General features: G+C 70.0%; 25 protein-coding genes. 5 read left to right on the top strand and 20 right to left on the bottom strand.

Translation table 11 applies throughout. From position 1 onward, the window contains the following. Positions 1-25: 25 nt before the first annotated feature. From QGN30_RS10720 to QGN30_RS10705, 4 genes are all read right to left on the bottom strand, one after another. Positions 26-1,237 carry a winged helix-turn-helix domain-containing protein gene (locus QGN30_RS10720; RefSeq protein WP_095763523.1) on the bottom strand — a complete coding sequence of 404 codons (1,212 nt, stop codon included), beginning with the start codon at positions 1,235-1,237 and terminating at the stop codon, positions 26-28. 52 nt (positions 1,238-1,289) lie between these two features. Continuing rightward, positions 1,290-2,024 (bottom strand): cell division protein DivIVA, encoded by a 735-nt coding sequence (locus tag QGN30_RS10715; protein WP_009955236.1) that lies wholly within the window; start codon positions 2,022-2,024, stop codon positions 1,290-1,292. A gap of 99 nt (positions 2,025-2,123) precedes the next feature. Next, entirely contained in the window at positions 2,124-2,609 is a 486-nt protein-coding gene (locus QGN30_RS10710) for a dihydrofolate reductase (protein WP_009955235.1), read from the bottom strand. 65 nt (positions 2,610-2,674) lie between these two features. After that, positions 2,675-3,475, bottom strand: a complete 801-nt coding sequence (locus QGN30_RS10705) for a thymidylate synthase (RefSeq protein ID WP_014380625.1) — start codon at positions 3,473-3,475, stop codon at positions 2,675-2,677. 98 nt (positions 3,476-3,573) lie between these two features. Between QGN30_RS10705 and QGN30_RS10700 the strand changes: the two genes are divergently transcribed. Further along, positions 3,574-4,323 (top strand): dienelactone hydrolase family protein, encoded by a 750-nt coding sequence (locus QGN30_RS10700; protein WP_014380626.1) that lies wholly within the window; start codon positions 3,574-3,576, stop codon positions 4,321-4,323. Positions 4,324-4,339: 16 nt separating this feature from the next. Here QGN30_RS10700 and QGN30_RS10695 read toward each other — a convergent pair whose 3' ends face one another. From QGN30_RS10695 to QGN30_RS10685, 3 genes are read right to left on the bottom strand one after another with little or no spacing between them, the layout of a single operon-like run. Continuing rightward, complete coding sequence (locus QGN30_RS10695) at positions 4,340-5,437, bottom strand: acyl-CoA dehydrogenase family protein (protein WP_136245680.1); 1,098 nt, start codon at positions 5,435-5,437, stop codon at positions 4,340-4,342. Positions 5,438-5,448: 11 nt separating this feature from the next. Then, positions 5,449-6,639 (bottom strand): acyl-CoA dehydrogenase family protein, encoded by a 1,191-nt coding sequence (locus tag QGN30_RS10690; RefSeq protein ID WP_014380628.1) that lies wholly within the window; start codon positions 6,637-6,639, stop codon positions 5,449-5,451. Continuing rightward, positions 6,636-7,418 carry an SDR family oxidoreductase gene (locus QGN30_RS10685; protein WP_008258626.1) on the bottom strand — a complete coding sequence of 261 codons (783 nt, stop codon included), beginning with the start codon at positions 7,416-7,418 and terminating at the stop codon, positions 6,636-6,638. The genes QGN30_RS10690 and QGN30_RS10685 overlap by 4 nt, the downstream gene beginning before the upstream one ends. 99 nt (positions 7,419-7,517) lie before the next feature. On the opposite strand from QGN30_RS10685, the gene QGN30_RS10680 reads away from it, so the two are divergent. Continuing rightward, positions 7,518-7,832 carry a hypothetical protein gene (locus QGN30_RS10680; protein WP_014380630.1) on the top strand — a complete coding sequence of 105 codons (315 nt, stop codon included), beginning with the start codon at positions 7,518-7,520 and terminating at the stop codon, positions 7,830-7,832. Between the two features lie 14 nt (positions 7,833-7,846). Here QGN30_RS10680 and QGN30_RS10675 read toward each other — a convergent pair whose 3' ends face one another. Together QGN30_RS10675 and QGN30_RS10670 are read right to left on the bottom strand one after the other, a co-directional pair. Then, positions 7,847-11,074 (bottom strand): acetyl-CoA carboxylase family protein, encoded by a 3,228-nt coding sequence (locus tag QGN30_RS10675; RefSeq protein ID WP_136245669.1) that lies wholly within the window; start codon positions 11,072-11,074, stop codon positions 7,847-7,849. Further along, positions 11,071-12,603: a class I adenylate-forming enzyme family protein gene (locus QGN30_RS10670; protein ID WP_196233675.1), complete on the bottom strand. Its 1,533-nt coding sequence runs from the start codon at positions 12,601-12,603 to the stop codon at positions 11,071-11,073. Before QGN30_RS10670 ends, QGN30_RS10675 begins: the two co-directional genes overlap by 4 nt. A 59-nt stretch (positions 12,604-12,662) precedes the next feature. Between QGN30_RS10670 and QGN30_RS10665 the strand changes: the two genes are divergently transcribed. Further along, positions 12,663-13,472: a thioesterase family protein gene (locus tag QGN30_RS10665; RefSeq protein ID WP_036455232.1), complete on the top strand. Its 810-nt coding sequence runs from the start codon at positions 12,663-12,665 to the stop codon at positions 13,470-13,472. On the opposite strand, the gene QGN30_RS10660 is transcribed toward QGN30_RS10665, so the two are convergent. From QGN30_RS10660 to QGN30_RS10635, 6 genes are all read right to left on the bottom strand, one after another. Beyond that, positions 13,463-13,924: a flavodoxin family protein gene (locus QGN30_RS10660; protein ID WP_008258632.1), complete on the bottom strand. Its 462-nt coding sequence runs from the start codon at positions 13,922-13,924 to the stop codon at positions 13,463-13,465. The genes QGN30_RS10665 and QGN30_RS10660 overlap by 10 nt on opposite strands. Continuing rightward, positions 13,917-14,375, bottom strand: a complete 459-nt coding sequence (locus tag QGN30_RS10655) for a hypothetical protein (RefSeq protein ID WP_009952956.1) — start codon at positions 14,373-14,375, stop codon at positions 13,917-13,919. Before QGN30_RS10655 ends, QGN30_RS10660 begins: the two co-directional genes overlap by 8 nt. After that, positions 14,372-15,109: a 4-hydroxy-tetrahydrodipicolinate reductase gene (gene dapB / locus QGN30_RS10650; protein ID WP_009952955.1), complete on the bottom strand. Its 738-nt coding sequence runs from the start codon at positions 15,107-15,109 to the stop codon at positions 14,372-14,374. Before dapB ends, QGN30_RS10655 begins: the two co-directional genes overlap by 4 nt. 91 nt (positions 15,110-15,200) lie before the next feature. After that, positions 15,201-15,740: a hypothetical protein gene (locus QGN30_RS10645; protein WP_026071287.1), complete on the bottom strand. Its 540-nt coding sequence runs from the start codon at positions 15,738-15,740 to the stop codon at positions 15,201-15,203. Positions 15,741-15,804: 64 nt separating this feature from the next. Next, positions 15,805-16,887, bottom strand: a complete 1,083-nt coding sequence (locus tag QGN30_RS10640; RefSeq protein ID WP_009952951.1) for an NAD(P)H-dependent amine dehydrogenase family protein — start codon at positions 16,885-16,887, stop codon at positions 15,805-15,807. After that, entirely contained in the window at positions 16,884-17,891 is a 1,008-nt protein-coding gene (locus QGN30_RS10635) for a Rieske 2Fe-2S domain-containing protein (RefSeq protein ID WP_029384238.1), read from the bottom strand. Before QGN30_RS10635 ends, QGN30_RS10640 begins: the two co-directional genes overlap by 4 nt. Positions 17,892-18,085: 194 nt before the next feature. Here QGN30_RS10635 and QGN30_RS10630 point away from each other — a divergent pair, with 194 nt between their 5' ends. Continuing rightward, on the top strand, positions 18,086-18,661 hold the full coding sequence (locus tag QGN30_RS10630; RefSeq protein ID WP_009952948.1) for a hypothetical protein: 576 nt from the start codon (positions 18,086-18,088) through the stop codon (positions 18,659-18,661). 5 nt (positions 18,662-18,666) lie between these two features. Here QGN30_RS10630 and QGN30_RS10625 read toward each other — a convergent pair whose 3' ends face one another. The 5 genes from QGN30_RS10625 to QGN30_RS10605 all read right to left on the bottom strand — a co-directional run bounded on the left by QGN30_RS10625 (position 18,667) and on the right by QGN30_RS10605 (position 24,458). Continuing rightward, the gene (locus QGN30_RS10625; protein ID WP_248923160.1) at positions 18,667-19,743 is read right to left on the bottom strand and encodes a PDR/VanB family oxidoreductase; all 1,077 of its coding nucleotides are present in this window, start codon (positions 19,741-19,743) and stop codon (positions 18,667-18,669) included. An 8-nt stretch (positions 19,744-19,751) separates the two neighbouring features. Next, positions 19,752-21,503: an SDR family oxidoreductase gene (locus QGN30_RS10620; RefSeq protein WP_036459331.1), complete on the bottom strand. Its 1,752-nt coding sequence runs from the start codon at positions 21,501-21,503 to the stop codon at positions 19,752-19,754. A 3-nt stretch (positions 21,504-21,506) separates the two neighbouring features. After that, positions 21,507-22,415, bottom strand: coding sequence for a metal-dependent hydrolase (locus QGN30_RS10615; RefSeq protein ID WP_036459333.1), 909 nt, complete (start codon positions 22,413-22,415; stop codon positions 21,507-21,509). Positions 22,416-22,516: 101 nt separating this feature from the next. Continuing rightward, the gene (locus tag QGN30_RS10610; RefSeq protein ID WP_036459335.1) at positions 22,517-23,974 is read right to left on the bottom strand and encodes a flavin-containing monooxygenase; all 1,458 of its coding nucleotides are present in this window, start codon (positions 23,972-23,974) and stop codon (positions 22,517-22,519) included. Positions 23,975-23,996: 22 nt separating this feature from the next. Then, entirely contained in the window at positions 23,997-24,458 is a 462-nt protein-coding gene (locus tag QGN30_RS10605; protein ID WP_009952942.1) for an SRPBCC family protein, read from the bottom strand. A gap of 98 nt (positions 24,459-24,556) precedes the next feature. Between QGN30_RS10605 and ald the strand changes: the two genes are divergently transcribed. After that, the gene (gene ald / locus QGN30_RS10600) at positions 24,557-25,672 is read left to right on the top strand and encodes an alanine dehydrogenase (protein ID WP_014380642.1); all 1,116 of its coding nucleotides are present in this window, start codon (positions 24,557-24,559) and stop codon (positions 25,670-25,672) included. The last annotated feature ends 2 nt before the right edge of the window (positions 25,673-25,674 follow it).

The following is a 25,674-nucleotide window of genomic DNA, read 5'->3' as shown; positions in this document are numbered from 1 at the left end:
GCGGACCGGTGTCGCAGGCCGGACATCAGCTGATCGCCCGCAGGTCGGCGGCCAGGTCTCCCCGCCCGGAGACGCTGAACCCGCCCAGGCCCAGCCAGGACGCCATGGACCGAAGCTCGCCGGCCAGCGCGGCGGCCACGCGGGCTTTGGGGGCGTCGGGCTCGGCGAACGCGCCGACGACACGCAGCGAGTCGGCGGGCCGGTCGGCCTTGAGGTCGACCCGCGCCACCAACCGCCCGTCCATCAGCAGCGGCCACACGTAATAGCCGTACTGCCGTTTGGCCGCGGGCGTGTAAATCTCTATGCGGTAATGGAATTCGAAGAGCCGCTCGACCCGGGGCCGAAAGAAGATCAGCGGGTCGAACGGGCACAGCAGCGCGGTGCCGCGGTCGGCGCGCGGTACCGTCCGGCCCGCACGCAGGTAGGCGGGGGCGGACCAGCCGTCGACGTCGACCCGCTCGATGTCACCGGCGGCCAGTAACTGGGCGATCGCGGGCTTGACCTGCGCGGCGGACAGCCGGAAATAGTCGCGGATGTCGGCCTCGGTGCCCACCCCCAGCGCGGTGGCCGCTCGCAGCGTCAGTTCGCGGAGCGCCTCGTCGTCGTCGACCTCGCGGGCCAGCACCGCGGCCGGCAGCACCCGTTCCACCAGGTCGTAATGGCGGGCGAAGCCCACCCGGGTGGCCGTGGTGAGCACCCCGGCCGAAAACAGCGCCTCGGCCACCCATTTGGTGTCGCTGCGGCTGCCCCACCAGCTTCCGCGTGGCCCGCGCGGCCCGGCGGCCAGATGCGCCTCGATCTGGCCGGCCGTGCTGGGCCCGAGCTCGGCGACGGCGGCGACCACCTTCTCGGCCAGCCGCGGATTGGCCTTGACGATGTGGGTCCCCCACCGGCCGTGGCGGTACTGGCGCATCCGCCAGCGCAGCAGCGGCCAGTCCTCGACGGCCATCAGCGCGGCCTCGTGCGCCCAGTACTCGGCCAGCAGCCGCGACGAACGCGGGCCCCAGGCCGCGCGGTCGAGCACGTCACGGTCGTAGGGGCCGAGCCGGCTGAACACCGGGGCGTAATGGGCGCGCACCGCCACCGAGACCGAATCCAGTTGCAGCACTTGGATTCGGGAGATCAGCCGTTTCAGGTGCGCCCGGGTGATCTCGCCGCCGGGCCGGGGCTCGGTAAATCCTTGGGCCGCAACGGCTATCCGCCGGGCTTGAGCGGCGGAGAGCCTGCGGGTCGACACGGCGCCGAGAATACCCCGCCGTCGGGGCCCGTCGGCGCGGGCTGGCGCGAGCTCAGCTCGCGCGGACCTTGCCGTCCACCGGAGCCAGGGCGCCGTCCTCGGACGGGTTCTTCTGTTCTTGGTAGGCCGCCTCGAGTGCGGCCGGAACGCCGTCGAGGTCGCGGTAGACGCCCATCAGCTGCTCGAGGATCTCGATCCGCTGCGCGGTCGCCTCATCGACCGCGCGCCGTGCCTTGTCACGGTAGTGATCGGCCCCCTGCTTGGCGTCACCGAGGAGCCGCTCGCACTCCAGCTCGGCGTTTCGCCGCGCCTCGTCGATCGCCGCCTGGGTTTCGGCGCGCATCTCGGCCAGTTCGGCGTCGAGCTTCTCCTTGGTCTGTTCGTACTCGGCTTCCAGCGCCTTTTGCTGGGCGGCCATGTCGGCGAGCACCTCGTCGCGCTTGCGTTCGGCGGCTTCGGCCTCGGCCTCGGCCGCCGCGATCAGCGCGTCCGCCTCGGCGCGCGCCTCGGCCTGCATCTCGGCGACCTCGTCGACCGCGCGCTGCAGCATTTTCGCCATCCGCTTCTGCATTGCGTGCGGCGAGGGTGACGTGTCGGTGAGGGCGGCGACCTCCTTGCGCAGCGCGGCGGTTTGCTCGCCGGATTCCTGCAGCCGGGCCCGCAGGCTTTCGACATCGTCAAGCAGCAGCTGCTGCTTGGTGGTCAACATTTCGATGTGGGCATCGACGGCGGACGCGTCGTAGCCCATGAACTTTCGCGAGAACGTCTTCACGGGTTCGGTTATCACTGCCAATTCCCCCTTCTCACCAAACTCCTGGTAGACCCTGCGACCGACCCCGAGTCCGAGTATGTCAGGTCGGGGCCGGGCGCGAGCGGCTGCGCAGGCTCAGCGACGGTAGCTGTGGAAGCGATACCGCAGCCCGGACCGGCTGGCCTGCCACTCCCCCGTCTCGCCCACCCAGGTGTCGTCCAGGGCGGGCGCCAGCGCGTCGTCGTCGTCGCGGCGCAGGTCGAGCTCGATCTCGGTGACCTCGCACCGGGTGGCGTACGGCAACGCGGCCAGATACACCTGCCCGCCGCCGATCACCCAGACCGCGGGCTCCCCCTCGGCCCCGGCGAAGGCCGCGTCCAGCGAGCCGACCACCTGCGCCCCGTCGGCGGCGAAGCCGTCCTCGCGGGACAGCACGACGTTGCGCCGGCCGGGCAGCGGCCGCACCTTGGCCGGCAACGAGTCCCAGGTCCGCCGGCCCATCACCACGGTGTGCCCGATCGTCACCTCTTTGAACCGGGCGAGGTCTTCCGGCACGTTCCAGGGGATGCCGCCACCGCGCCCGATGACGCCGGAGGTCGACTGGGCCCACACCAGGCCCACTGTGGTAGAGCGCCGCTCCTCATCGCTTCGCTCTGCATCGTCGCGGGCGCGGGCGGCAGAGCGTGTCATACCGCGACGGGGGCTTTGATGGCCGGGTGCGGATCGTAGTTGCGCACGACGACGTCGTCGTAGGTGTAGTCGAAAATCGAATCACGTTCGCCCAGAACGAGTTCCGGGTAGGGCCGCGGCTCGCGGCTCAGTTGCAGCCGCACCTGCTCGACGTGGTTGTCGTAGATGTGGCAGTCCCCGCCCGTCCACACGAACTCGCCGACCGACAGGCCGGACTGGGCGGCCATCATGTGCGTCAGCAGCGCGTAGCTGGCGATATTGAACGGCACGCCGAGGAACAGGTCGGCGCTGCGCTGGTAAAGCTGGCAGCTCAGCCGGCCGTCGGCCACGTAGAACTGGAAGAAGGCGTGACACGGCGGCAGCGCCATCTGGGGGATCTCGCCGACGTTCCAGGCGGACACGATGATGCGCCGCGAGTTGGGGTCGGTGCGCAGCAAATCCAGGGCGGCGCTGATCTGGTCGACGTGCTCACCCGTCGGCGTCGGCCAGGACCGCCACTGTACGCCGTAGATCGGCCCGAGATCGCCTGTGTCACTTGCCCATTCGTCCCAGATGGTGACCCCGTGCTCGTGCAGCCAGGCGACGTTGGAATCGCCGCGCAGGAACCACAGCAACTCATACACCACCGACTTGAGGTGCACCTTTTTGGTGGTGAGCAGCGGGAAACCGGCCGACAGGTCATAGCGCAGCTGCCGGCCGAACAGGCTTCGGGTCCCGGTGCCGGTGCGGTCGGATTTGGCCGTTCCCTCGTCGAGCACCAGTCGGAGCAGGTCCTCGTAGGGCGTCGGGATTGGCACGCGGTCAGCTTAGCGGCGATCGCAAGCGCGGCGAAGCCGGGCGCGGCGGGTCGACGCCGATGTTTGGGCGTCTAGGCAAGCGGAGTAGAACGGGTGCCATGCCGAATATCACCGACGTCGTCACCACCCCCGATGGCACCTGCCCGGTGCACCTGTTCACGCCCGACGGTCCGGAATCCCAAGTCCCGTGGCCCGGTGTGGTCATGTATCCCGACGCCGGCGGCGTGCGGGGCACGTTCGAGGAGATGGCCGCCAAGCTGGCCGGATTCGGCTATGCCGTGCTGCTCCCGGACGTCTACTACCGCACCGCCGACTGGGCGCCGTTCGACATGGCGACCGTCTTCAACGACCAGTCAGAACGGGGGCGCCTGTTTTCGATGATCGGCAGCGTCACCCCGGACCGGATGGCCGCCGACGCCACCGCGTTCTTCGACTACCTGGCGGCGCGCCCCGAGGTGTCCGGCGAGCGCTTCGGCGTGTGCGGCTATTGCATGGGCGGGCGGACGTCGCTGATCGTCGCCGGCCGGGTGCCCGACCGGGTGGCCGCGGCGGCGTCGTTCCACGGGGGCGGCCTGGTGACCGACACCGACGACAGCCCGCACCTGCTGGCCGACCGGATGAGCGCGACGGTGTACGTGGGCGGCGCCCAGAACGACGCGTCGTTCACCGCCGATCACGCCGAACAGCTCGACAAGGCGCTGACGGCGGCCGGCGTCGAGCACACCATCGAGTGGTATTCGGCGGGCCACGGATTCGCCGTCCCGGACAACGCGCCGTATGACCCCGCGGCCGCCGAGCGGCACTGGCACGCGATGACGGAGGTGTTCGCCGCGGCGTTCCCGCGCTGACGGTCGCGCGGGGCCGTCAGGTCGGCGGCAGGTTCACCAACTCGGCCAGCCGGGCGCGGTGGCGGTAGCCGGTGCCGAACGCCAGCTGGTCGCTCTTGGCCCGCTTGAGGTAGAGGTGCGCGGGATACTCCCAGGTCATCCCGATGCCGCCGTGCAGCTGGATGCATTCCTCGGCGGCGTGCACGGCGATATCGCTGCAGTAGGCCTGGGCGATGGCGGCCGCCGCGGCCGCGTCGTCGTCGGCCCGGGCGCAGGTGTCGGCCGCGTAGCGGGCCGCGGCCGCGGCGGCGCCGACGTCGAACCACAGGTCGGCCAGCCGGTGCTTGATCGCCTGGTAGGAGCCGATCGTGCGGCCGAACTGCCGGCGCTGCCGGGCGTAGTCCAGCGTGGTGTCGAAACACCATTGGGCGACTCCGAGTTGCTCGGACGCGAGCAAAGCCGCCCCGGTGAGGACAGCATCGGCCACCGGCCCGTCGCCCGCGCCGACCTTCGAGGAGGGCGCGCCCGAAAACGTCACGGCGGCAAGGGGTCTGGTCATGTCCAGCGCGAGCAGCGGCGACACCTGCACGCCCGCCGCGGCGCGGTCGACGGTGTGCAGCTCGAGCCCGTCCGGACCGGTGACGGGCACCACCAGCACGTCGGCCTCGCCGGCGCCGGCCACGGCGGTGACCGATCCGCTGAGTCCGCGGGGTCCGCCGCTGACCCCGGCGACCGGGTCGCCCGGCGCGGTGGTCAGCGGCACCACCAACGCCGCCGTCAGCTCGCCCTGGGCCAGCGCCGAGACGGTCCGCGTGTCCCCGGCGCGCAGCAGTGCCACCGTGGCGAGGACCGCGCTGGACAAGAACGGCACCGGCGCAACGGCCCGGCCGATCTCCTCCATGACCACCGCAGCCTCGCGGGCGCTTGCGCCGGCCCCGCCGAGCGACTCGGGAACGAGCAGGCCGGCCACGCCCAATTCGGTGGCCAGCGTCCGCCACACGCCCGAGAAGTCTTGGGGTTGGGCGTCATACACGCCGGCCACCGATTCGGGCGGGCAACGCTCGGCGAAGAGCTGACGGACGCCGGCCCGCAGCGCCTCTTCGGTGTCCGAATAGAGCAGGTCCCTGGTCAGCACGGCAAGGGGGCTCATCGGGGCAGGTCCTTCCACGCGGCGTCCTTGTCGACGCGGTGTTCACCCGGCAGGCCGAGGATCCGCTCGGAGATGGTGTTGCGCAGGATTTCCGACGTGCCGCCCTCGATCGAGTTGCCGCGCGCCCGCAGGTAGCGGTAGCCGGGCCCGCGGCCGACCAGGTCGACCGTCTCGGGCCGGCGCATGGTCCAGTCGTCGTAATACAGGCCGGATTCGCCGTGCAGCTCGATCTCGAAGCCCGAAATCGCTTGCGCCAGCTTGGCGAACGCCACCTTCATGCCGGCCCCCTCGGGCCCCGGCTGACCGGTGGCGGCCTGCTGCCGCAGCCGTTCACCGGCGAGCCGGAAGACCTCCGCCTCCACCCACAACCGCATCAGCTGATCGTGCATGGCGGGGTCGCGCAGGGCCGGCTCGGCGCGCCAGGCGTCGGCGACCTTGCCGATGTGGCCGCCCTCGCGCGGCGCGCCGGCGCGGGAACCGATGGCGACCCGTTCGTTGTTCAGCGTGGTGGTCGCGACCCGCCAGCCCCCACCCTCCGGGCCCAGCCGGTTCGCGTCGGGCACCCGGACGTCGGTGAGGAAGACCTCATTGAACTCGGCCTCGCCGGTGATCTGGCGCAGCGGCCGGATCTCGACGCCGGGCTGCGTCATGTCGCAGAGAAAGTAGGTCAGGCCGGCGTGTTTGGGCACGGCCGGATCGGTGCGGGCGACCAGGATGGCCATGTGCGCGTGCTGCGCCTGCGACGTCCACACCTTCTGCCCGTTGACAATCCACTCGTCGCCGTCGCGGACCGCGCGGGTCGACACCCCGGCGAGGTCGGATCCGGCACCCGGCTCGCTGAACAGCTGGCAGTAGATCTGCTCACCGGTGAACAACGGGCGCAAGAACTTTCGCTTCTGTTCGTCGGTGCCGAACTCCGCGATGGTCGGCGCGGCCATGCCCATGCCGATGTAGTTCTTGGGGGTGCCGCCCACCGGCGCCCCGGCGGCGGCCAGCCGGGCGTCGACGCGCTCCTGAGCGGTGCGCGGCAGATCCAGCCCGCCGAAGCCCCGCGGCAGGTGCACCCAGGCCAGTCCCGCATCGTATTGCGCGCCAAGGAATTCCCGCGCGTCGCCGTCCTTCGGATCATGCTCGTCGAGCAGTGCCTGCACCCGCGCGTCCAGCTCGGCCGCGTCGAAGGCGTTCATTGACCGCCGCCGGGGGCGGAGCGGAATCCCTGCGCGGCGCCCAGCAGCAGACCGCCGTCGATGACCATGGTTTCGCCGGTGATCCAGCTCGCCGCGTCGGAAACCAGGAAGGCGACCGCCGCGGCCACGTCGATCGGTTCGCCGATGCGCCCGAGCGCGATCGACGACGCCAGCGGATCCTCGTGGTCCTTCCACAGCGCCTCGGCCAGCCGGGTGCGCACCACCCCGGGGCAGATCGCGTTGACCCGCACGCGCGGCGAAAGTTCCAGCGCCAGTTGCTTGGTGACGTGGATCAGCGCCGCCTTGGTGGCGTTGTACATGCCCATCGCCGGCGACTGGTGCATGCCGCCGATGGAGGCCGTGTTGACGATCGATCCGCCGTGCTCACCCATCCACGACTTGACGGCGAGCGAGGTCCACAGCAGCGGAGCCCACAGGTTGACGTCGAAGATCTTGGTGAAACGGGCATGATCCTGGTCGATCAGCGCGCCGTACGCGGGGTTGGTCCCGGCGTTGTTGACCAGGATGTCGAGGGTGCCGAAGCGCTCGAGGGTCATGTCCACGCAGCGCCGGGCGGCCTCCTCGTCGACCGCGTGCGCCCCGACGCCGACGGCCCGCTCGCCGACCTGCGCGGCGGCCTCGTCGGCCGCCTCCTGCTTGCGCGCGGTCAGCACCACGTTGGCGCCCGCTGCCGCGAGCTGTTGAGCGATCGACAGGCCAATTCCGCGTGACGCGCCGGTGATGATTGCGGTACGGCCGGTCAGATCTTGTGAGGTCATGTCGTTGGCCTTCCGTCGTTTGCCACCGAATCTTATTCGCGATGTTTTGGACATGTGTTGAGGTGGTATGCCAGGCGCATGCTATCGAAATTGACACTCATGAAACCGCTGGTCGTCGCCGGGGCTGTCGCAGCGGCTATCGCCGCAGCGCCCGCGGCCGTCGCTGACGTTTCCGTCGCCGGACCCGCGCCGACCCACATCACGTTCAAGCAGGACCCGGGCGGCGGCGGCTGCGACGCCAACGGAAACTGCGGCTCGGGAGGCCAGTTCAACGGTCCCGGCGGCGGACCCGGTGGTCAGGGCTGCGTCCCGGGTGTGGGCTGCGGCTCCGGCGGCCAGTTCGCCGGGCCCGGCGGAGTGCCCGGCGGCACCGGCTGCCTGCCCGGCGTCGGCTGCGGCTCCGGTCACGGATAGTCGCTCAAACCCGGTCAGCCTCCCGAGAGCCTGGTGATCCAGGCCCGGGAGGCTGACGGGTCTATCACGTCGTCCAGCTCGAACGTGGTGGCCGCCCGCAACGCTTTGCCGTGCTCGTAGGCGGCAGCCACGAGGCGATCGAAGAGACTCTGCCGTTCGGCGGGATCGTAGACCGCGGCCAGCTCCTTGCTGTAGCCAAGGCGCACAGCGCCTTCCAATCCCATGCCGCCGATCTCGCCGGTCGGCCAGGCGATGGTGAACTGGGGCGCTCGGAAGGAGCCGGCGGCCATCGCCATCGCGCCGAGCCCGTATGCCTTGCGCAAGATGATCATGCCCAGCGGCACCGTCAGCCGCGCGCCGAGTACGAACATGCGGCCGAAGCGGCGCACCGCCGCCTGGGTCTCCGCGTCAGGACCCACCATGAAGCCGGGGGTATCGCACAGCGAAATCACCGGCAGCCCAAACGATTCGCACAGGGCCAGGAAGTCGCCCGCCTTGTCGGCCGTCTCGGCATCGATCGCGCCGCCCAGGTGGTGGGTGCTGTTGGCGATCAGCCCGTACGGCACCCCTTCGACGCGCACCAGCGCGGTGACGATGCCCACGCCGTAGTCTGCCCGCAGCTGAAGGACCGATCCGACGTCGACGATCGCCTCGATCGCCCGGTGCACGTCGTAGGCGCGTAACCGGTTCTGAGGCACCACATGCCGGGCCAGCCGGGGGTCGGGCGCTTCCCACTCACCCAGGCTGCCCTGAAAGTAGGACAGGTACTGCTTGGCCAGCGCCACGGCGTGCGCCTCGTCCCGGGCGACCAGGCCGACCACGCCGTTGCGGCGCTGCACACCGATCGGCCCGATCGCCTCCGGCGGGTACACGCCCAGCCCGCCGCCCTCGATCATCGCCGGCCCGCCCATCCCGATGTTGGCGTCCGGCGTGGCGATGATCACGTCGCAGACCCCGGCCAGGGCGGCGTTGCCGGCAAAGCATCGGCCGGACACGATCGACACCAGCGGCACCTCGCCGCGCAGCCCGGCCAGCATCCGGAAGGTCGGCACGTCCAGCCCGGCAGCGCCGCCGACGTCGGTGTCGCCCGGACGGCCCCCGCCGCCCTCGGCGAACAGCACCACGGGCAGTCGCTTGCGCGCGGCCAGGTCGAAGGCGCGATCGGTTTTGGCGTGGTTGCGCATGCCCTGCGTGCCGGCCAGCACGGTGTAGTCGTAGGACACCACGACGGCCTCGGCGGCGGCCCGCCCGAACCGCTCCGCGCCGATGGTCGCCAGGCCGGCGACCAGGCCGTCGGCCGGGGTGTTGGCGATCAGGTCCTCTTCGGAACGGCGGCTGCGCTGCGCCGCGATGGCCAACGCGCCGTATTCGACGAAGCTGCCGGGATCGACCAGATCGGCGATGTTCTCCCGCGCGGTGCGGCGGCCTTGCTGGTGCCGCTTGGCGACGGCCGCCGCACGGCCCTCGTCCAGGGTGAGCGCGTGGCGCCGCGTCACCTCGTCGAGGTCGGCGCGAGGCCGGTCGAGATCGGTTGCGGCCCTCGCGGATTCTCCGCCGTCCCCCGCGTCCGTGCGGGTGAAGATCAGCAGCGGCTCGCCGGTGCCGACGACCTGCCCGGGCGTCACCAGAGTCCGGACGGTCCGCAGCGCGTCCGGCGCGACGAGCACGTGCTGCATCTTCATCGCCTCCAGGACGACCAGTTGGCTTCCGGCGGCGTACTGCGCCCCCTCGGGCGCCACCTCGACCACGGTGCCGGCCAGCTGCGCGCGCAGCGCGTCCTCGTCGGGATAGAGCTCGACCTCCGCCGGCGGCGGTTCTTGCTCGTGTGATTGCGCGGCGCGGGCCAGCTCGGGAAGTTTCTCGTCGACGAAATCGGTGCTCACCCAACCGGATTCGACGCGGTCCGCGCGCAGCAGCTCGCGGAGGAATCCGATGTTTGTGTGGATGCCCTCGATGCCGAACTCGGACAGGGCGGTGCCGGCTTTGCGTAGCGCCGCCGGCCACGACGTCCCCCGCACATGGACGATGACCTTGGCCAGCAGCGAGTCGTACTGGGGGCTCACGACCAGCCCGGGCCGGCCATAGGTGTCGACCCGCACGCCTGGCCCGCTGGGCGGGGTGAACGCCGTGAGCGTGCCCGCCGACGCCAGCACGGAGAAGTCGGGCCCGAACGTCTCCGCGTTGACCCTGAGCTGAATCGCGATGCCGCGCTGGGCGGCCGGCTCGCCGATGACTTCGAGCCCGTCGGACGCGATGCCGGCCGGCAACCCCAGCCCGTAGAAGGACGCGCCGCCGGCGATCGCCAGCTGGACGGCCACCAGGTCGAGTCCGGTGGTTTCCTCGGTGACGGTGTGCTCCACCTGGATTCGCGGGTTGACTTCGAGGAAGACGAAATCCTCGCCGGTGACCAGGAATTCGACCGTGGCCAGCCCGCGCAGGCCCACGCGCGCGCACAGCCGCACCGCCGCCTGATGCAGCGCCCGGCGCAGCTCATCCGAAAGCCCTTGGGCGGGGGCTATTTCGACCAGCTTCTGGTAGCGGCGCTGGATGCTGCAGTCGCGATCCCCGACCGCCAACGCGTGCGTCTGGTGGCCGGCCGGCGCGGCGACGACCTGCACCTCGATGTGGCGGGCGTCGTCGAGGAGCGCCTCGGCGTACAGCGCCGGTTCGCCGAAACCCAGCTGCGCCTCGGCCGCACAGCGCTGGTAGGCGTCGTCGATCTGATCGGCGCGGTGCACCTTGCGCATTCCCCGTCCGCCGCCGCCGGCGAGGGCCTTGAGCATGATGCCGCCCTGCTGCGCCGCGAAGAACGCCTTGACGTCCCCGACGCTGCTCGCCCCGTCGGTCGCGGGAAGCACCGGCACCCCGGCGGCCAGCGCGGCGCCGCGGGCCGCGGTCTTGTGGCCGAGCAACCCGAGCACCCCGGGGTCGGGACCGACGAACGTGAGGCCGCCGGCCGCGCACGCGTCGGCGAATTCGGCGTTCTCGCTGAGGAATCCGTATCCGGGGTGGATGAGGTCCGCGCCGGAGCTCTTCGCCACCGCCAGCACGGCGGACTGGTCCAGGTAGGCCCGCGGGCCGCTGCCGGGCAACCCGATCGCCTCGTCGGCCGCGTGCACGTGCGGGCTCTGCGCGTCGTCGCCGGCGTACACCGCGATGGTCCGCATGCCCAGTTCGGTTGCGGTGCGGATGATCCGCAGTGCGATCTCGCCGCGGTTGGCGACCAACAGGCTCGCGCTCATCGCAGCGGCTCCCCCCACCGCACCTGTTCGCGGAGCCTGGCCTTGAGCAGCTTGCCGCCGGCGTTGCGCGGCAGCGCGGTATCGACCACCGTGACGTATTGCGGCACTTTGAAATCGGCGAGCCGGCCGCGGCAGTGCTCCAGCACGGCCGGCACGTCGATGTCGTCGTCACCGCCGAACAACACGGCCCCCACCTTCTCCCCCATGACGTCGTCGGCGACCCCGAGCACGCAGGCGTCCGCGACGTGGGGCGCCCCCAGCAGCACGGCCTCGACCTCGACGCTGGAGACGTTCTCGCCCCCGCGGTTGATGATGTCCTTGAGCCGGTCGATGAGGTGCACCCTGCCCGCGTCGTCGACCCGCACCACGTCGCCGGTGTGCAGCCAGCCGTCGGCAAAGGTCGTCGCCGTGGCTTCGGGCCGGTTCCAGTAGCCGGCGGTGACGTTGGCGCCGCGGGTCACCAGCTCACCCACGCCGGGCTCGTCCCCCAACGGGATCAGCCCGAGGTCCACCGACGGGACCGCGTACCCGACCGAGTCGGCGTGTTCGACGGCCTCGCCGTCGGGCAGCACCGTCATCAGCGATGCCGTCTCGGTCATGCCGTAGCCGTTGAACACGGTGGCGTGGCCGAACGCGTTCTTCACCGTCCGCACCAGCGACGGGGCGATGGGGGCCCCGCCGTATCCCACCCACCGGATCCCCGAGACGTCGGTCCCGGCAAACCCCTTGTGCCGCAACAACAGTGAGTAGATCGCCGGCACCGTCACCAGCACCGACACGCGCTCGGCGCCCAGCGCGGCGATCAACGCGTCGAGGTTCAGGGTGGGCATGATCACCGACGCTCCCCCGAGCCGTGCGGCGGCCAAAAGTTGTGAATTGCAACCCGTCACGTGGAACAGGGGAACCGAGATCAGCGTCCGCATTCCCTCGCCCAGGTCTCGCGGTTGTTGCAGACACCGGATCGCGTTCTCGGTGTTGGTCAGGAACGCCTCGTGGGTGGTGGGCACCCCTTTGGGGTGGCCGGTGGTGCCCGACGTGTAGAACAGGGCGGCCACGTCGGTGCGGCCGAGTTGCTCGCTGACGTACGGCGGCCCTTCGGGCAGCGGGGAATCCGGCGCCAGATCGAGCCCCGCGCCCGAGTCGGACAGGACGAAGTCGACCTCCGGTTGAGCGGAGCGCGTATTGACCGCCACCGCAATGCCGCCGGCCATCACGACGCCCCAGAACGCGAGCACCCAGTCCATCCCCGCGGGGTACCGCACCGCGACCCGGTCGCCCCGCTTGATGCCTTCCGCGCGCAGCCCACCGGCCACCCGCGCGGCGCGGTCCCAGAGTTGTCGGTACGTCAGCCGGCCGCCGCCCAGCTCGACCAGCGCCTCGCTGCCCGGACGGGTGTCGACGTGTTCGGCGAGCATGTCCAGCAGGGTGGCGGGCAGCTCGTCGTAGCGCGGGACGCCGTCGCGGCCGCGGGACACGCCGACCGTCGGGAACGGATTGTGGTCGCGCGCGATTTCGATCACTGGAGGCATACCCGGTCCTTACTATCCGGTGTCCTATCGTGATAGCGGTGACGAACGATTCCGCCATCATGCCCGAGGCGTTTTTCACTGTAGACGGCGACTCCTATGTTCCGGGCGCGATGACGCAAGGGCCGTGGGGCGCGGCCATGGGCGGCCAGATCGTGGGCGGCCTGTTGGGTTGGGGCATAGAGCAATCCGGCGTCGATCCGGACCTGCAGCCCGCCCGGTTCACGGTCGACCTGTTGCGCCCGGCGCTGATGTCGCCGGTGCAGATCCGGACATCGGTCCTGCGGGAGGGTCGGCGCATCAAGCTGGTCGACGGCGAGCTGGTACAAAACGGCACGGTCGTCGCGCGGGCCAGTGCGCTGTTCCTCCGTCGCGGCGATCATCCGGACGGCCGGGTGTGGTCCTTCCCGGTCGAGATGCCGCCGCTGCCGACATCCTCCGACGGCTTCCCGGAGGCCATGCCGTTCCTCATCTGGGGGTATGGGGCCACCCGCGACGGCAGCCCGGGCATCGCCGCCGGCGAGTGGGAGCAGTCCGACTCGCAGAAGTTCGCGTGGGCCAGGATCTTTCGGCCGATGGTGCAGGGCCACCCGCTGACCCCGTTCACCCGGCTGGCGTTCGTCGGTGACATCACGAGTTCGCTCACCCATTGGGGCACCGGCGGATTGCGCTACATCAACGCCGACTACACCGTCACCGCTAGCCGGTTGCCCGACGGCGAATTCCTGGGGTTGGCCGCCCAGAGTCACTACGGCACGGCCGGGGTCGCCACCGGGGCGGCCACCCTGTTCGACCGGCACGGCCCGCTCGGCACCAGCTCGGCGCTGGCCCTGGCCCAACCGGCCGACGCGTTCAAGCCGACCTACGCGTAATCCATCAACTGGGCGGCGACCGTCGCCCCGAGTTCCCAGCACGCCTGCAGCTGCTCCTTGCCGGGCTTGCCCGAAACCACCACCGTCTCAGCGGCTTTGGACCAACCCAGCCCGGTCGTGATGGTGTCGACCGCGCGCTCGGCGCCCTCGGTGCCCTCGTTGCCGTGCAGGTACAGCCCGAATGGTCGCCCGCGGGTGGAGTCGAGCAGCTGGTAGTAGGAGCAGTCGAACGCGTGCTTGAGGGCGCCCGAGATGTAGCCGAGATTGGCCGGGGTGCCCAGCAGGTAGCCGTCGGCGGCCAGCATCTCGGCCGGCGACACCGTCAACGCCGGGCGGCGCAGCACCTCCACACCCTCGATCTCGGGGTCGGTCGCGCCGGAGACGACCGCCTCGAACATCTCGTGCGTGTGCGGCGACGGCGTGTGGTGCACGATCAGCAGCGTCTTACTCATGGTCGCCCTGCAGGTTCACGGCCGTCTTCATGGCTTCGCGGGCGCGGCGTCGATCCCCGGCGTAGTCGTAGGCGCGGGCCAGCCGGTACCAGCGCCGCCAGTCGTCGGGGTGGTCTTCCACTTCGGTGCGCACCGTGGCGAACAGCGCGTCGGCCGCGTCGCGCTGGATGCGGCCCGACGGCCGGCGCGGCAGGTCGCTGGTGTCCAGTTCCATTCCGTCGGCGGCGATCAGGCGCGCGAGCCGCTGATGCGCGAACCCCGCGCGCAGGGTCGCGACCATCGCCCACAGGCCGATGACGGGCATGACCAACACCGCCAGCCCGAGACCGACGGCGGCGGCCCGCCCGGAGGCGATCATGGCGACGGCCACCCGTCCCAGCAGCGCGAAGTACACCAACAGCGCGACGCACATGAAGGCGACGAGCAGTTGGGTGCGCAGCGCTTTGGTCATTGCAGGTTGAGCAGGGGCTCCAGGCCCACCGTCAGTCCGGGGTGTTCGGTGATGCGCCGCACCGCCAGCAGCACGCCCGGCACGAACGAGGTCCGGTCGAGGCTGTCGTGGCGGATGCTCAGCGTCTCCCCCTCGGTGCCGAACAGGATCTCCTGGTGCGCGACCAGCCCGGCCAGGCGCACCGAGTGCACCGGGATGCCGTCCACGTCGGCGCCCCGCGCGCCCGGCAGGCTGGTGCTGGTGGCGTCGGGGTTGGGCGGCAAGCCTTTTCGTGACTCGGCGATCAGTTTGGCGGTGCGCGTGGCGGTGCCCGACGGTGCGTCGGCCTTGTGCGGGTGATGCAGCTCGATCACCTCGGCCGAGTCGAAGAAGGGCGCCGCCTGCCTGGCGAAGTGCATCGACAGCACCGCCCCGATGGCGAAGTTCGGCGCGATCAGCACCGAGGTTTGCGGGTTCTCGGCGAGCCAGGCCCGCACCTGCTCAAGACGCTCGGCGGTGAAGCCGGTGGTGCCGACGACGGCGTGAATCCCGTTGCCGATGAGGAACTCCAGGTTGCCCATCACCACGTCGGGGTGGGTGAAGTCGATGACCGCCTCGGTGCCGCCGTCGGTCAGCAGGCTCAGCGGGTCACCGGCATCCACCTCGGCGGACAGCGTCAGATCCTCGGCGGCCTGCACGGCGGCCACCATCGTCGATCCGACTTTTCCCTTGGCTCCCAGCACTCCCACTCGCATGGCCTTCACCCTAGACCGAGTCCCTTCTGCGCCGCGGCGTGCGTCGAGGGGTTATCTCAATGACAGCTCGAACGTGGGTTTCTCGCGCCGATCAGGTGTGGACGATCCAGGCCGCTTCGGTGTAGGGAGCGGGTTGCGAGGGATCGTTGATCGTGATGTACAGCTCGCCTCCCGTCGGCATAGCGAAACCGACGAATCCATGTGCGGTCTGCCCGTCGTGAAGGCCACCCGATTCCAGCGGGGGCATCTTGTTCAGTCTCTGGTAGTCGACCGCCATCGTCGCCGGCTGGGGGGCGTCGTTGCCGCCGCCGTATCCGGCGAACATATAGCGCTGGTCGAACTGGAAGAAGTAGTGAGACGTCGCGGTGATCGTCATTTCCACGACGTTGCATGCGGAGCCAGGCGTCGGACTCGCAAAATGCGAGGCGCACCCCGGCGGTAACCACGTTGCACTGTCGATAGTGATGTCGGCGGTCGCGCCGCCGGCCGCCCGCGCATGCACGGGCACGCCCATCTGACCGGTCGGGAACGGTGGGCTCTCGGACGCGGGGTCGGCCGAACCGGAGGGACACGAGCATGTGGCAATGACCGCCGCGGCCGCGGCTGCCGCACCTACAAATCCCGCGCGCACCACGGGTGGTTACCCGCGGCGCTGCCACGAGAAACGCGTGGCTGGCGGCGGTGCGACGCCTCGCCTACTTTTTGAACCGCCCGGCGAAGCCGCGCAGCGGCAGGTCGGCGCTGGTGATCAGCCCCGGCGGCGCCGCGATCACCGACTTGATCGCGGCGAGGGCGGGCATGCCGGTCACGGTCATGCCGATCGAGGCGAAGCTGTCCGGGTTGGACAGGTCCACGCCGGGCTTGGGAAAGATCATGTGCTTGTTGTAAATGCACGGATCACCCTTGATCTGGGTGATGTAGCAGCCCTTGATGTTCCAGCTGGGGTCGGTGTGCGGGGTCATCTGCCATTCCAGGTGCGTCTCGACCCGCGGCACGCCGTCGACCATGCCCTGGTACTTGATGTAGTTGCCGCCCAGCGAGCCCTTGGGCAGCGTGTACCAGCCCAGGTCGACGTCCTTGGTGCAGGCGCCCAGCTCGTAGCTGAACCTGACCTCGTCGAGTGTCAGGTCGAAGCAGTCGGCCATCATGTACACGCTGTCGGCGAAGACGCGGGTGTACTTCTCGAGCTTCGACGGGATGTCGGGATCGTCGACCGGCTGGCCGTAGCCCACCTCGATCCAGGTGTCCTTGGAGTGGTGGCACGACACGTCGACGGACTCGATGGTGGTGATGTTCTCGATGTCGGCGACGTCGGCCGAACACACCACGCCCAGAATCTGATTGAGCCCCGGGTTCATTCCGGTGCCGTAGAACGTGGCACCGCCCTTCTCACAGGCCTCGGCCAGCAGCTTGCTCACCGGTTTGCCCGACGGATGCGGGTGATTGGTGTCGCGATGCCAGCCGGTGATCCAGTCCGCGGTGGTGACGATATCGATGCCCGCCTCGAGCACGTGTAAGTAGAGGTCCTCGTCGGGGAACACGCCGTGGAAGGTCAGCACGTCCGGCTTGGCGGCGATGATCTCCTCGATGGTGCCGGTGAACTTCACCCCGTTGGTGCCCACGCCGGCGAACTCCCCGGTGTCCGTGCCGACCTTCTCCGGCGAATAGGCATGCACGCCAATGAGTTCGAGATCGGGCTGGGTCGCGATCCGCCTGATCATCTCCGAGCCGACGTTGCCGCTTCCGACCTGAAAGACGCGGATCGGTGCTGTACTCATTGCGCTAAGCCTTCCTGCGATACGAACGCCTCGGGATAGAACTGCTTGGCCCACTGGCGAATTGCCGTGAATCCCTCGTACTCGTCGGGGGCCAGTGCGGGTGGATCCGAATACCGTTGGTGCTGCCAGATTTCGATGTCCTGGGTGAACTGGCGGATCACTTCCTGGCCGAATTCGGCCGCCTTGCGCTCGGCGCGTTCCGAATCGCCGCCCGGCGCGCGGCCGATGTAGACCATGAACCGGACGTCGGAGGTGCGCTCGTCCACCGGGGTGATCGCGGAGATGGTGCGGTTGTCGATCATCCCCCAGCTCTTGGTCACCGCGATGCCCAGGCCGCCGTTGATGGCCTGCACGCCGCTGTTGACGTCCTCGATCAACTGGGCGTCGTCGCCCTCGAAGGTGATGGTGAAATCGACGTACGACACCGGCTCGGCGAAGTCGTGGCGGGTGAACACCGGCACGATCGGGGTCTTGTGCACGAACTTGAAGTGCGCGAAGTCCACCCCGTTTTCCAGCACGTACTGCGGGTGCATTTCCAGGGTTTCGCGGTACAGCCGCTGCTGCGGGTAGTAATCGTCGGCGCTGCTGCCGTCGTCGAAGGCGGCGAACACATCCGGCGGCTCGAAGTACGGTTCGCGGCGCTCGACGTCGTGCCAGATGTAGACCGACGCGTTGCGTTCGACCACCGGGTAGGTGCGCATGCGCCGGCCGCGGTTGGGGCGGTCCTGGTACGGGATGCAGACGTTGCGCCCGTCGGTGCTCCACTGCCAGCCGTGGAACGGGCACTGCAGCACCTCGCCGACGACGGTGCCGCCGTACCCCAGGTGCGCCCCGAGGTGCTCGCAGTAGGCGTTCATCACGGTGAGTTGGCCCGATTCCGCGCGCCAGGCGACCATCTCGGAGTCGAAGTACTTCATCTTGTGCACGTCGCCGACGCCGATCTCGTCGGACCAGGCGACCTGGAACCAACCGGTCGGCTTCATCGACAACGGCGGCTTAGCCATCGAACCCTGCCATGTGAGCTGCCCTCCCTCGGGTACGAATATAAGCCGCGCCCCGAGAAAATCAAAGTACCCTCTATGAAACGTCGGCGGCCTGCCCGCCCGATGGATAAGATCACCCAATGACCCCTCAGACCAGCGGAGCCGGGATCGCGGGCCGGCGCCCGAACCGGCGGGGCCATGCGACTCGCGAAAGCATGCTCGAGGCCGCGCTGCGCTCGCTGGCCTCCGGCGAGCCGGGCTCGGTATCGGCCAACCGCATCGCCAAGGACATCGGCGCCACCTGGGGCGCGGTGCAGTACCAGTTCGGCGACACCGACGGGTTCTGGGCCGCGGTGCTGCACCGCACCGCCGAACGCCGCGCCGCGACGTTCTCGACGCTGTCGGCCCCGATCTCGCCGGACGCCCCGCTGCGCGAACGCGTCGGCGCCATCATCGACACCCTCTACACCGGCCTGGCATCGGCCGATTCGCGCGCGATCGAGAACCTGCGCGCGGCGTTGCCCCGCGATCCCGACGAGCTCGAACGCCTCTATCCGCGCACGGCCGCCGAGCTGTTTTCCTGGGGCAAGAGCTGGCTGGAGACCTGCCAGCAGGCCTTCGCCGGTCTGGCCGTCGACCCCGACCGGGTCCGCGAGGTGGCCGCCCTGATCCCCGGCGCGATGCGTGGCCTGGTGTCCGAGCGCCAGCTGGGCTCCTACGCCGACCTCGACATGGCGCGCCGGGGCCTGACCAACGCGCTGGCCGCCTACCTGGAGCCGTCCCGGCCGTAACCGGCTCAGGCGTCGATGACCACCCGATCGCCGCCGGCCCGCGACACGCACACCAGCATGCCGTCGTCCCCGGGCGAGGCACGCCCGCGGTGATCCACCTGCCCGGCAAGCACTTTGACCCGGCACGTGCCGCAGAACCCCTGCCGGCACGAGTAGGGCGTCGTCGGGTCGCGGTCGAGCATGACGTCCAGCGCCGTGCGGTTGGCCGGCACCGCGAGCACCCGCCGGGAGCGCGCGAGCTCGAGTTCGAACGGAACCCCGTCGACAACGGGCGCCGGGCTGAACCGCTCGTAATGCAGTGGCGCCCCGGCATATTGGTCGCGAGCGATCCGCACGGCCTCGAGCATGGCGCTCGGGCCGCACACGTAGACGGCGGTCGCCGGGCCGGCGCCGGCCAGCAACTCCGCCACGCTCGGGAAGCGGCCGTGCTCGTCGTCGGCCCACACCGTCACCCGGTCCGGGTCCACCGACACCACCTCGTCGAGCAGCGGCATGCACTCGCGGCTGCGCCCGGTATAGATTGCGCGCCAATCGATCCCGCGCTGCGCGGCCGCGAGGATCATCGGCAGGATGGGGGTCACGCCGATGCCGCCGATGACGAACAAGACGTCGCGCTCGGCGGTGCCGAGATAGAACGCGTTGCGCGGGCCTTCGAATTCGCACGTGTCGCCCACGCCGAAGGCCTCGTGCATCTCGATGGATCCGCCGCCGCCGCCGGCGATGCGGCGCACCGCGATGCGGTAGTCGGTGCGCCGCCCGGGCGGACCGCACAGCGAGTACTGCCGGCGCCGGCCGGAGGGCAACAGGACGTCGATGTGCCCGCCGGGCGTCCAGGAGGGAAGCAGCCCGCCGTCGGGGTCGGCCAACGTCAGCGCGACGACATCGGGCGCGACGAGCTCGCGTTGGGTCACGACCGCGGTCAGCGTGCGCTGCACCGGCTTCACCCGCGAGGGTTCCCACCGCGACACCGAGGCGAATCCCTCGAACACCGCCCGCACACCCCACAGCAACGACCCGAAGCGGTCGTGGGCGCGCCGGCCGTACAGGTCGGCGGGCCTGCTGGCCCAAATGCTTTCCGGCACCGGTCCCCCTAGGTCTGCCGAATGTCCAACCGCGCGAACAGCCGGACCGCCCCCGGGCTGATGCGTCGCATCGCGTAGCCGATCCTGGATTCGGCGGCGATCGGCAGCACCGCCGGTCCGGTCTTGACGGCCTTCACGATCGCCTTGGCGGTCGCCTCAGGGGTGAAGTTGCGGCGACGGTAGGCGGCGTCGGCCTTGCCCCGCGCCCGCTCCTGCTGCTCGGCGCTCATCCCGGCGTAGATGGTGCTCTTGGCGATGTTGGTGTTGACGAAGCCCGGGCACACCGCGGTGACGCTGATGCCCTCGTCGGCGAAGTCGGCGCGCAACGATTCGCTGAGCGCCAGCACCGCCGCCTTGGTGGTGCTGTAGGCGACCATCGACTTCGACGGCAGGAAGGCCGCGGCCGAGGCCACGTTGATGATCGTTCCGCCCTCGCCGCGCTCGACCATCTGCGCACCGAACGCGCGGCTGCCGGAGATGACGCCGCCGACGTTGACCCCCATGATGCTTTCCCAATTCGCCGAGCTGGTCTCCAGGAAGCGGCCGGCCATCCCGATGCCGGCGTTGTTCACCAGGATGTCGACCACCCCGTGCTCGTTACGCACCTGTGTGGCAAGGTCGTTCATCGCGGCCTCGTCGCTGACGTCGACCTGGTAGACCGCGGCCTCGGCGCACGCGGCGCGGACCGCGTCGGCGGTCTCGTCGGCGGCCGTCCGATCGCGGTCGGCCAGCACGATTTTGCGGGCGCCGCGCCGGGCCAGCTCCACCGCGGTGGCCCTGCCGATCCCGGCACCGGCGCCGGTGACCAGGGCGAGCTTGCCGCGCACCTCCCCCCGTTCGCCGCGCGACTCGACCGCGGGAGGCGCACCGGCGACGGTCCGGTCGACCCACTCGGCGGTCAGCCGGGCGACGACGTCGGGGCGCGAGGTCACCACCCAGTGCCCGCCCTCGATCGCCTTCACCCTGGCGCCCTGAGGAATTGCGCCGGTGAAGCGCTGCAGCGCGGGGGTGACGAAGACGTCCCGCCGCGGAACCACCGTCTGGACCGCGACGGAGGTCTCGGGGAGTTGCGGGCCCGGCGCCAGCATGGGCGCGGGCATGTTCTGCCGGTACAGGTTGAGCCCGTTGACATAATCGGTGAGCGACCGCCTGGTGTCGTGGCGCTGGCTGCGGGTGCTGGAGCGGCCGATGCGCTCAAGGGCCTCAATGACTTTCACGCCGACGTGCGAGCGAAACGACAGCTCGGGCACCCCCGGGCACAGGAAGAAGCCGATGTAGCCCGAGGAGATCAGCTGCCTGGCGACCTGGGCCACGGCCCGTGGGGTGCGCGCGGACCGCAGAAACGCCCCCGCGTACTGCAGGTGCGGGCCCGAGATCGACGTGAACGAGGCCACCTTGGGCATCACCGAGTCGTCGGTGACCGCCGCCCAGGCCTGGATCGAGCCCCAGTCGTGGCCCAGCAGGTGGACCCGCTCGACGCCCAGGCTGTCGATGACCGCCTCGATGTCGGAGACGAGCTGCGCGAACCGGTACCCGGAAGGCTCTGCGGGAGAAGATGATTCACCGGCCCCGCGCACGTCGTAGGCGACGAAGTTGTAGGGTCGGCCGGCCAGCTCGCCGGCGACGCCGTCCCACACGTGGTGGTTGTCCGGAAAGCCGTGGATCGCCAGGATGGTCGGGCGCGCCGGGTCGATGTCGGTGTAGCGGTGCACGGCCAGCGTGACGCCGTCGCTGGCGGTGATGCGAGACGTGGTGCCCATCGGTCAGTGCGAGGCCCGCGCGGCCGGTGAGACGGCCAGGTAGTCCACGGCCAGTCCCAGCCCGCCGAGCTGCGAGGGGTGGAATCCCGGGCGGTAGTAGTTCCCGATCGCACGCACGAATCGCAGTGGCCCGGGCACCAATCCGCGGCGCGCGGCGGCGAAGTAGTCCCGCCAGCGCGGCTTGGCGCCCGGCGGCAGGTGGGGATCCAGCGAGTACAGGAACCGCACGCCGCGAATCCACAACAGCAGCATGGCGGGCGACACGACCAGCTGGGCGCGGACCTGCCGCCAGTAGCCGGCCCGCAGATGCTTCATGGTGTCGAAGGCCACCGCCTTGTGTTCGACTTCCTCGGCGCCGTGCCAGCGCAGCATGTCCAGCATCACCGGATCGGTGCCGATCGCGTCGTGGGCCGGCGAATTCAGGATCCACTCGCCCAGGATGGCGGTGTAGTGCTCGATGGCGGAGACCACGGACACCTGCTCGAGCAGCCAGCTGTCCTGGCGGCGCTCGCTCCAGCGGGGCCGCGGCCCGAGCAGCTTGTCGAACAGCCACTTGATCTGTCCGGTATAGGGGGTCAGGTCGATGCCCCGCGCGGCGAAGTGGGCGAGCACGCCGGCGTGCGCCTGGGAGTGCACCGCCTCCTGCCCGATGAATCCCTGGACGTCGAGCCGCAGCTGATCGTCTTTGATGAGCGGCAGGGTCTTCTTGAACACGTCGACGAAGAACTCCTCGCCCGCGGGCAGCAGCAGGTGCAGCACGTTGAGGACGTGGGTGGAGAACGGCTCGCCGGGCACGTAATGGAACGGCAGTGCCGCCCAATCGAAGTGCACGTCGCGCGCCTCGAGGACCAGCCGTTCGTGGTCGAGCGACGCGTCGTGCGGACCCGCCGCCTGGTCGTCAACGGTCAGCATTATCGCCCCCTACCTCGGCGTTTCCGACGCCGCGCGCTGCCAGTATAGTTGCGCAACCAAGTATGCGGAACCGGCGGTACCGGGTTTTGTCCGGTAGGTGTCTAGGGCGCGACCGGGCGCAGGTCGTAGGATCCCGGATCGGTGTTGGCCAGCATGGCGCGGTGCGCGGCCGGGGTGAACGGCCACACCTCGGGCACGCCGTCCTTGTTGAGATACCAGCTGTCACAGCCGGTGGTCCACACGGTGTGCGGCATCGCGGCCCGCAGCCGGGCGTTGAAGCTGTCGGTCGCCGAGCGGGTCGGTTCGACGGTGTCGAATTCCCCTCGGCGCCAACGCTGGATCCACCCCAGGATGTGATCGGCCTGCGATTCGGCGACGGTCGTGAGTGCCAGGTTGCCGACCGGGCTGTGCGGCCCCAGCATCATGAAGAAGTTGGGGAAGCCCGGCATCGCGACGGTCTGGTAGGCCCGCGGCCCGTCGCGCCACACGTCGTCGGCGGCGATGCCGTCGCGGCCGATCAGCCGCATCGGCCGAAAGAACGCGTGGGTGTCGAAGCCGGTGGCGAGCACGATGATGTCGACGTCGTGCAGGACGCCGTCGTCGGTCACGATGCCGCGCCGCTCCACGTGGTCGATGCCGGCGGTGACCAGGTCGACGTCGTCGCGCTGCATCGCGCGGTAGAAGCCGCCCGACATCACCAGCCGTTTGCACATCGGCGTGTAGTCGGGGGTCAGCGCCCTGCGCAGTTCGGGGTCGCGGACCTCGCGGAGGCTGGCGCGGCACAGCGCGCCCATGATCTTTCGGCGCACGCCGGGCTTGGTCAGCCCCACCGCGAAGAGGTCGAACACCATGCTGTAGCCGCGGTACGCCATCCGGTCCAGCCACGGAAACCGGTTGCGGGTGATGCCGGCCAACCGGGTGTAGCGGGGGTTGGGCAGCTTGAGCACCCACTGCGCCGTGCGCTGGAACAGCACGACCCTGCCCGCCACGCCGGCCAGGCCGCAGACGAGTTGCACGCCCGTGGACCCGTTGCCGACGATCGCGATCCGCCGGCCGGCCAGCTCGACGGAATGGTCCCAGCGCGCCGAGTGAAAGACGTGGCCGCCGAAGTCGTCCAGGCCGGCGATCGACGGCATCCGGGGATGGTGCAACACGCCGGTGGCCGTGATCAAAAAGTCCGCCGCGCACTGTTCTCCGGCGGCGGTGCGCAGGGACCAGCGCCCGTTCTCGAAACGGGCGTCGGTGATTTCGGTGCCGAACCGGATGCGGTCCCGCAGGCCGAACCGGTCCGCGATTTTCCGGAAATAGTCCTGGATTTCACCGCCCGGCGAGAACATGTGCGACCAGTGCGGGTTGGTGGCGAACGTGTACTGGTAGACCCGGGACGGTATGTCGCAGGTCAGGCCCGGATAGGTGTTGTCGCGCCAGGTGCCGCCCACCTCGTCAGCCTTCTCGAAGATCGTCACATCGGTAATGCCGCTGCGCAGCAACGCAATTGCGACGCACAGCCCGGACATGCCCGCTCCGACGACCGCTACGGCGGGATCGCGTCGCGTCATCGGAACTCCCGCGGCTCTTCGGCTACTCGGTTTCGGCGCGCTGCTTGAGGCGCTGCAGGGTGAGCCGGATGTGCTCGGTGTTGGCGGCCACCCGATCGCTGACGCCGGTGGCCTTGCCGGCGACCTTGCGGAACCACCCGGGCCGGCGGTCCCACGTGCTCTCGGTGACTTCGCAGCCGCCGTCCGCCGCGACGATGTCGTACTGCCAGCGGGCGACGGGAAGGATGCTGTAGCGCACGTCGAAGGCGAAGCGGCGGCCCGGTTCGGCGTCGGTGACGGTGCATCTGGTGCTCCAGCGCCGGCCGCGGTTCTCGTTGTGGCCCGCGAAAACCGCGCCCGGGGCGACCGCCTCACCCTTGCGCCACTGCATCGCCACCGCCTCCTCGGCCAGCGAAGCCAAGGTGGGCAGGTGGGTGATGAGCCGGTACACCACGTCGGGGCGGGCGTCGATCTGCACGGTGGCCGAAACGCACGGGGCGGTCATCCGCCGATCCTAGCCAGCGGGCGATGCGATGCACATCGATTGCGGGCCCTGTGAAGTTTCTTCACAATCGAAGGTGACTGCGCGAACGAGGGGCCATCATGCGAGTCGGCGTACCGACCGAGACCAAGACGAACGAGTTTCGCGTGGCCATCACCCCCGCCGGTGTCGCCGAGTTGGTCCGCCGCGGACACGACGTGCTCGTCCAGACCGGCGCCGGCGAGGGATCGGCGATCGCCGACTCCGAGTTCAAGGCGGCGGGCGCGCAACTCGCCGATACGGCCGAACAGGTTTGGGGCGACGCCGACCTGCTGCTCAAAGTCAAAGAACCCGTGCCCGCCGAGTATGAGCTGTTGCGGCGCAACCAGATTCTGTTCACCTACCTGCATCTGGCCGCCTCGCGCGCGTGCACCGAGGCCTTGCTGGCGTCCGGAACGACGTCGATCGCGTACGAGACGGTCCAAACCGCCGACGGCACACTGCCGTTGCTGGCGCCGATGAGCGAGGTGGCGGGCCGGCTGTCCGCTCAGGTGGGGGCGTATCACCTGATGCGCACCCACGGCGGGCGCGGCGTGCTGATGGGCGGCGTGCCGGGCGTCAAGCCGGCCGACGTCGTCGTGATCGGGGCGGGTACCGCGGGCTACAACGCGGCCCGCGTCGCGAACGGCATGGGGGCGATGGTGTCGGTGCTCGACGTCAACATCAACAAGCTGCGGTTGCTCGACGCCGAGTTCGGCGGGCAGGTCCGCACCCGGTACTCGTCGGCCTACGACTTGGAGGGCACCGTCAAGCGCGCAGACCTGGTGATCGGCGCGGTGCTGCGCCCCGGCGCCAAGGCCCCCAGCCTGGTCTCGAATTCCCTTGTCGCGCAGATGAAACCGGGCGCGGTGCTGGTCGACATCTCGATCGACCAGGGCGGCTGCTTCGAGGACTCGCGGCCGACCACGCACGACGACCCGACCTTCGCCGTGCACGACACGCTGTTCTACTGCGTGGCCAACATGCCCAGCGCGGTGCCCAAGACGTCGACGGTGGCGCTGACGAACGCGACCATGCCGTATGTGCTCGCGCTCGCCGAGCGCGGCTGGCGTGCGGCGTGCCGATCGGATCATGCTCTGGCCAAAGGCCTTTCGACGCACGACGGCGCGCTGCTGTCCGAGCAGGTGGCCGCCGATCTCGGGCTACCGTGCACCGACCCCGCCGGCGTGCTGGGCTAATC

It is taken from the genome of Mycobacterium sp. 3-98, assembly GCF_035918355.1.
GTDB lineage: Bacteria > Actinomycetota > Actinomycetes > Mycobacteriales > Mycobacteriaceae > Mycobacterium > Mycobacterium intracellulare.
This window is presented reverse-complemented; position numbering and strand designations above follow the sequence as displayed.

What these genes read in the sequence shown, in the direction of transcription:
- QGN30_RS10700 (WP_014380626.1), top strand. Translation starts at nt 3,574, where the DNA reads ATGCCGAATATCACCGACGTCGTCACCACCCCCGATGGCACCTGCCCG.
- QGN30_RS10690 (WP_014380628.1), bottom strand. Translation starts at nt 6,639, where the DNA reads ATGAACGCCTTCGACGCGGCCGAGCTGGACGCGCGGGTGCAGGCACTG.
- QGN30_RS10685 (WP_008258626.1), bottom strand. Translation starts at nt 7,418, where the DNA reads ATGACCTCACAAGATCTGACCGGCCGTACCGCAATCATCACCGGCGCG.
- QGN30_RS10680 (WP_014380630.1), top strand. Translation starts at nt 7,518, where the DNA reads ATGAAACCGCTGGTCGTCGCCGGGGCTGTCGCAGCGGCTATCGCCGCA.
- QGN30_RS10675 (WP_136245669.1), bottom strand. Translation starts at nt 11,074, where the DNA reads ATGAGCGCGAGCCTGTTGGTCGCCAACCGCGGCGAGATCGCACTGCGG.
- QGN30_RS10670 (WP_196233675.1), bottom strand. Translation starts at nt 12,603, where the DNA reads ATGCCTCCAGTGATCGAAATCGCGCGCGACCACAATCCGTTCCCGACG.
- QGN30_RS10665 (WP_036455232.1), top strand. Translation starts at nt 12,663, where the DNA reads ATGCCCGAGGCGTTTTTCACTGTAGACGGCGACTCCTATGTTCCGGGC.
- QGN30_RS10660 (WP_008258632.1), bottom strand. Translation starts at nt 13,924, where the DNA reads ATGAGTAAGACGCTGCTGATCGTGCACCACACGCCGTCGCCGCACACG.
- QGN30_RS10655 (WP_009952956.1), bottom strand. Translation starts at nt 14,375, where the DNA reads ATGACCAAAGCGCTGCGCACCCAACTGCTCGTCGCCTTCATGTGCGTC.
- dapB (WP_009952955.1), bottom strand. Translation starts at nt 15,109, where the DNA reads ATGCGAGTGGGAGTGCTGGGAGCCAAGGGAAAAGTCGGATCGACGATG.
- QGN30_RS10640 (WP_009952951.1), bottom strand. Translation starts at nt 16,887, where the DNA reads ATGAGTACAGCACCGATCCGCGTCTTTCAGGTCGGAAGCGGCAACGTC.
- QGN30_RS10635 (WP_029384238.1), bottom strand. Translation starts at nt 17,891, where the DNA reads ATGGCTAAGCCGCCGTTGTCGATGAAGCCGACCGGTTGGTTCCAGGTC.
- QGN30_RS10630 (WP_009952948.1), top strand. Translation starts at nt 18,086, where the DNA reads ATGCTCGAGGCCGCGCTGCGCTCGCTGGCCTCCGGCGAGCCGGGCTCG.
- QGN30_RS10620 (WP_036459331.1), bottom strand. Translation starts at nt 21,503, where the DNA reads ATGGGCACCACGTCTCGCATCACCGCCAGCGACGGCGTCACGCTGGCC.
- QGN30_RS10615 (WP_036459333.1), bottom strand. Translation starts at nt 22,415, where the DNA reads ATGCTGACCGTTGACGACCAGGCGGCGGGTCCGCACGACGCGTCGCTC.
- QGN30_RS10610 (WP_036459335.1), bottom strand. Translation starts at nt 23,974, where the DNA reads ATGACGCGACGCGATCCCGCCGTAGCGGTCGTCGGAGCGGGCATGTCC.
- QGN30_RS10605 (WP_009952942.1), bottom strand. Translation starts at nt 24,458, where the DNA reads ATGACCGCCCCGTGCGTTTCGGCCACCGTGCAGATCGACGCCCGCCCC.
- ald (WP_014380642.1), top strand. Translation starts at nt 24,557, where the DNA reads ATGCGAGTCGGCGTACCGACCGAGACCAAGACGAACGAGTTTCGCGTG.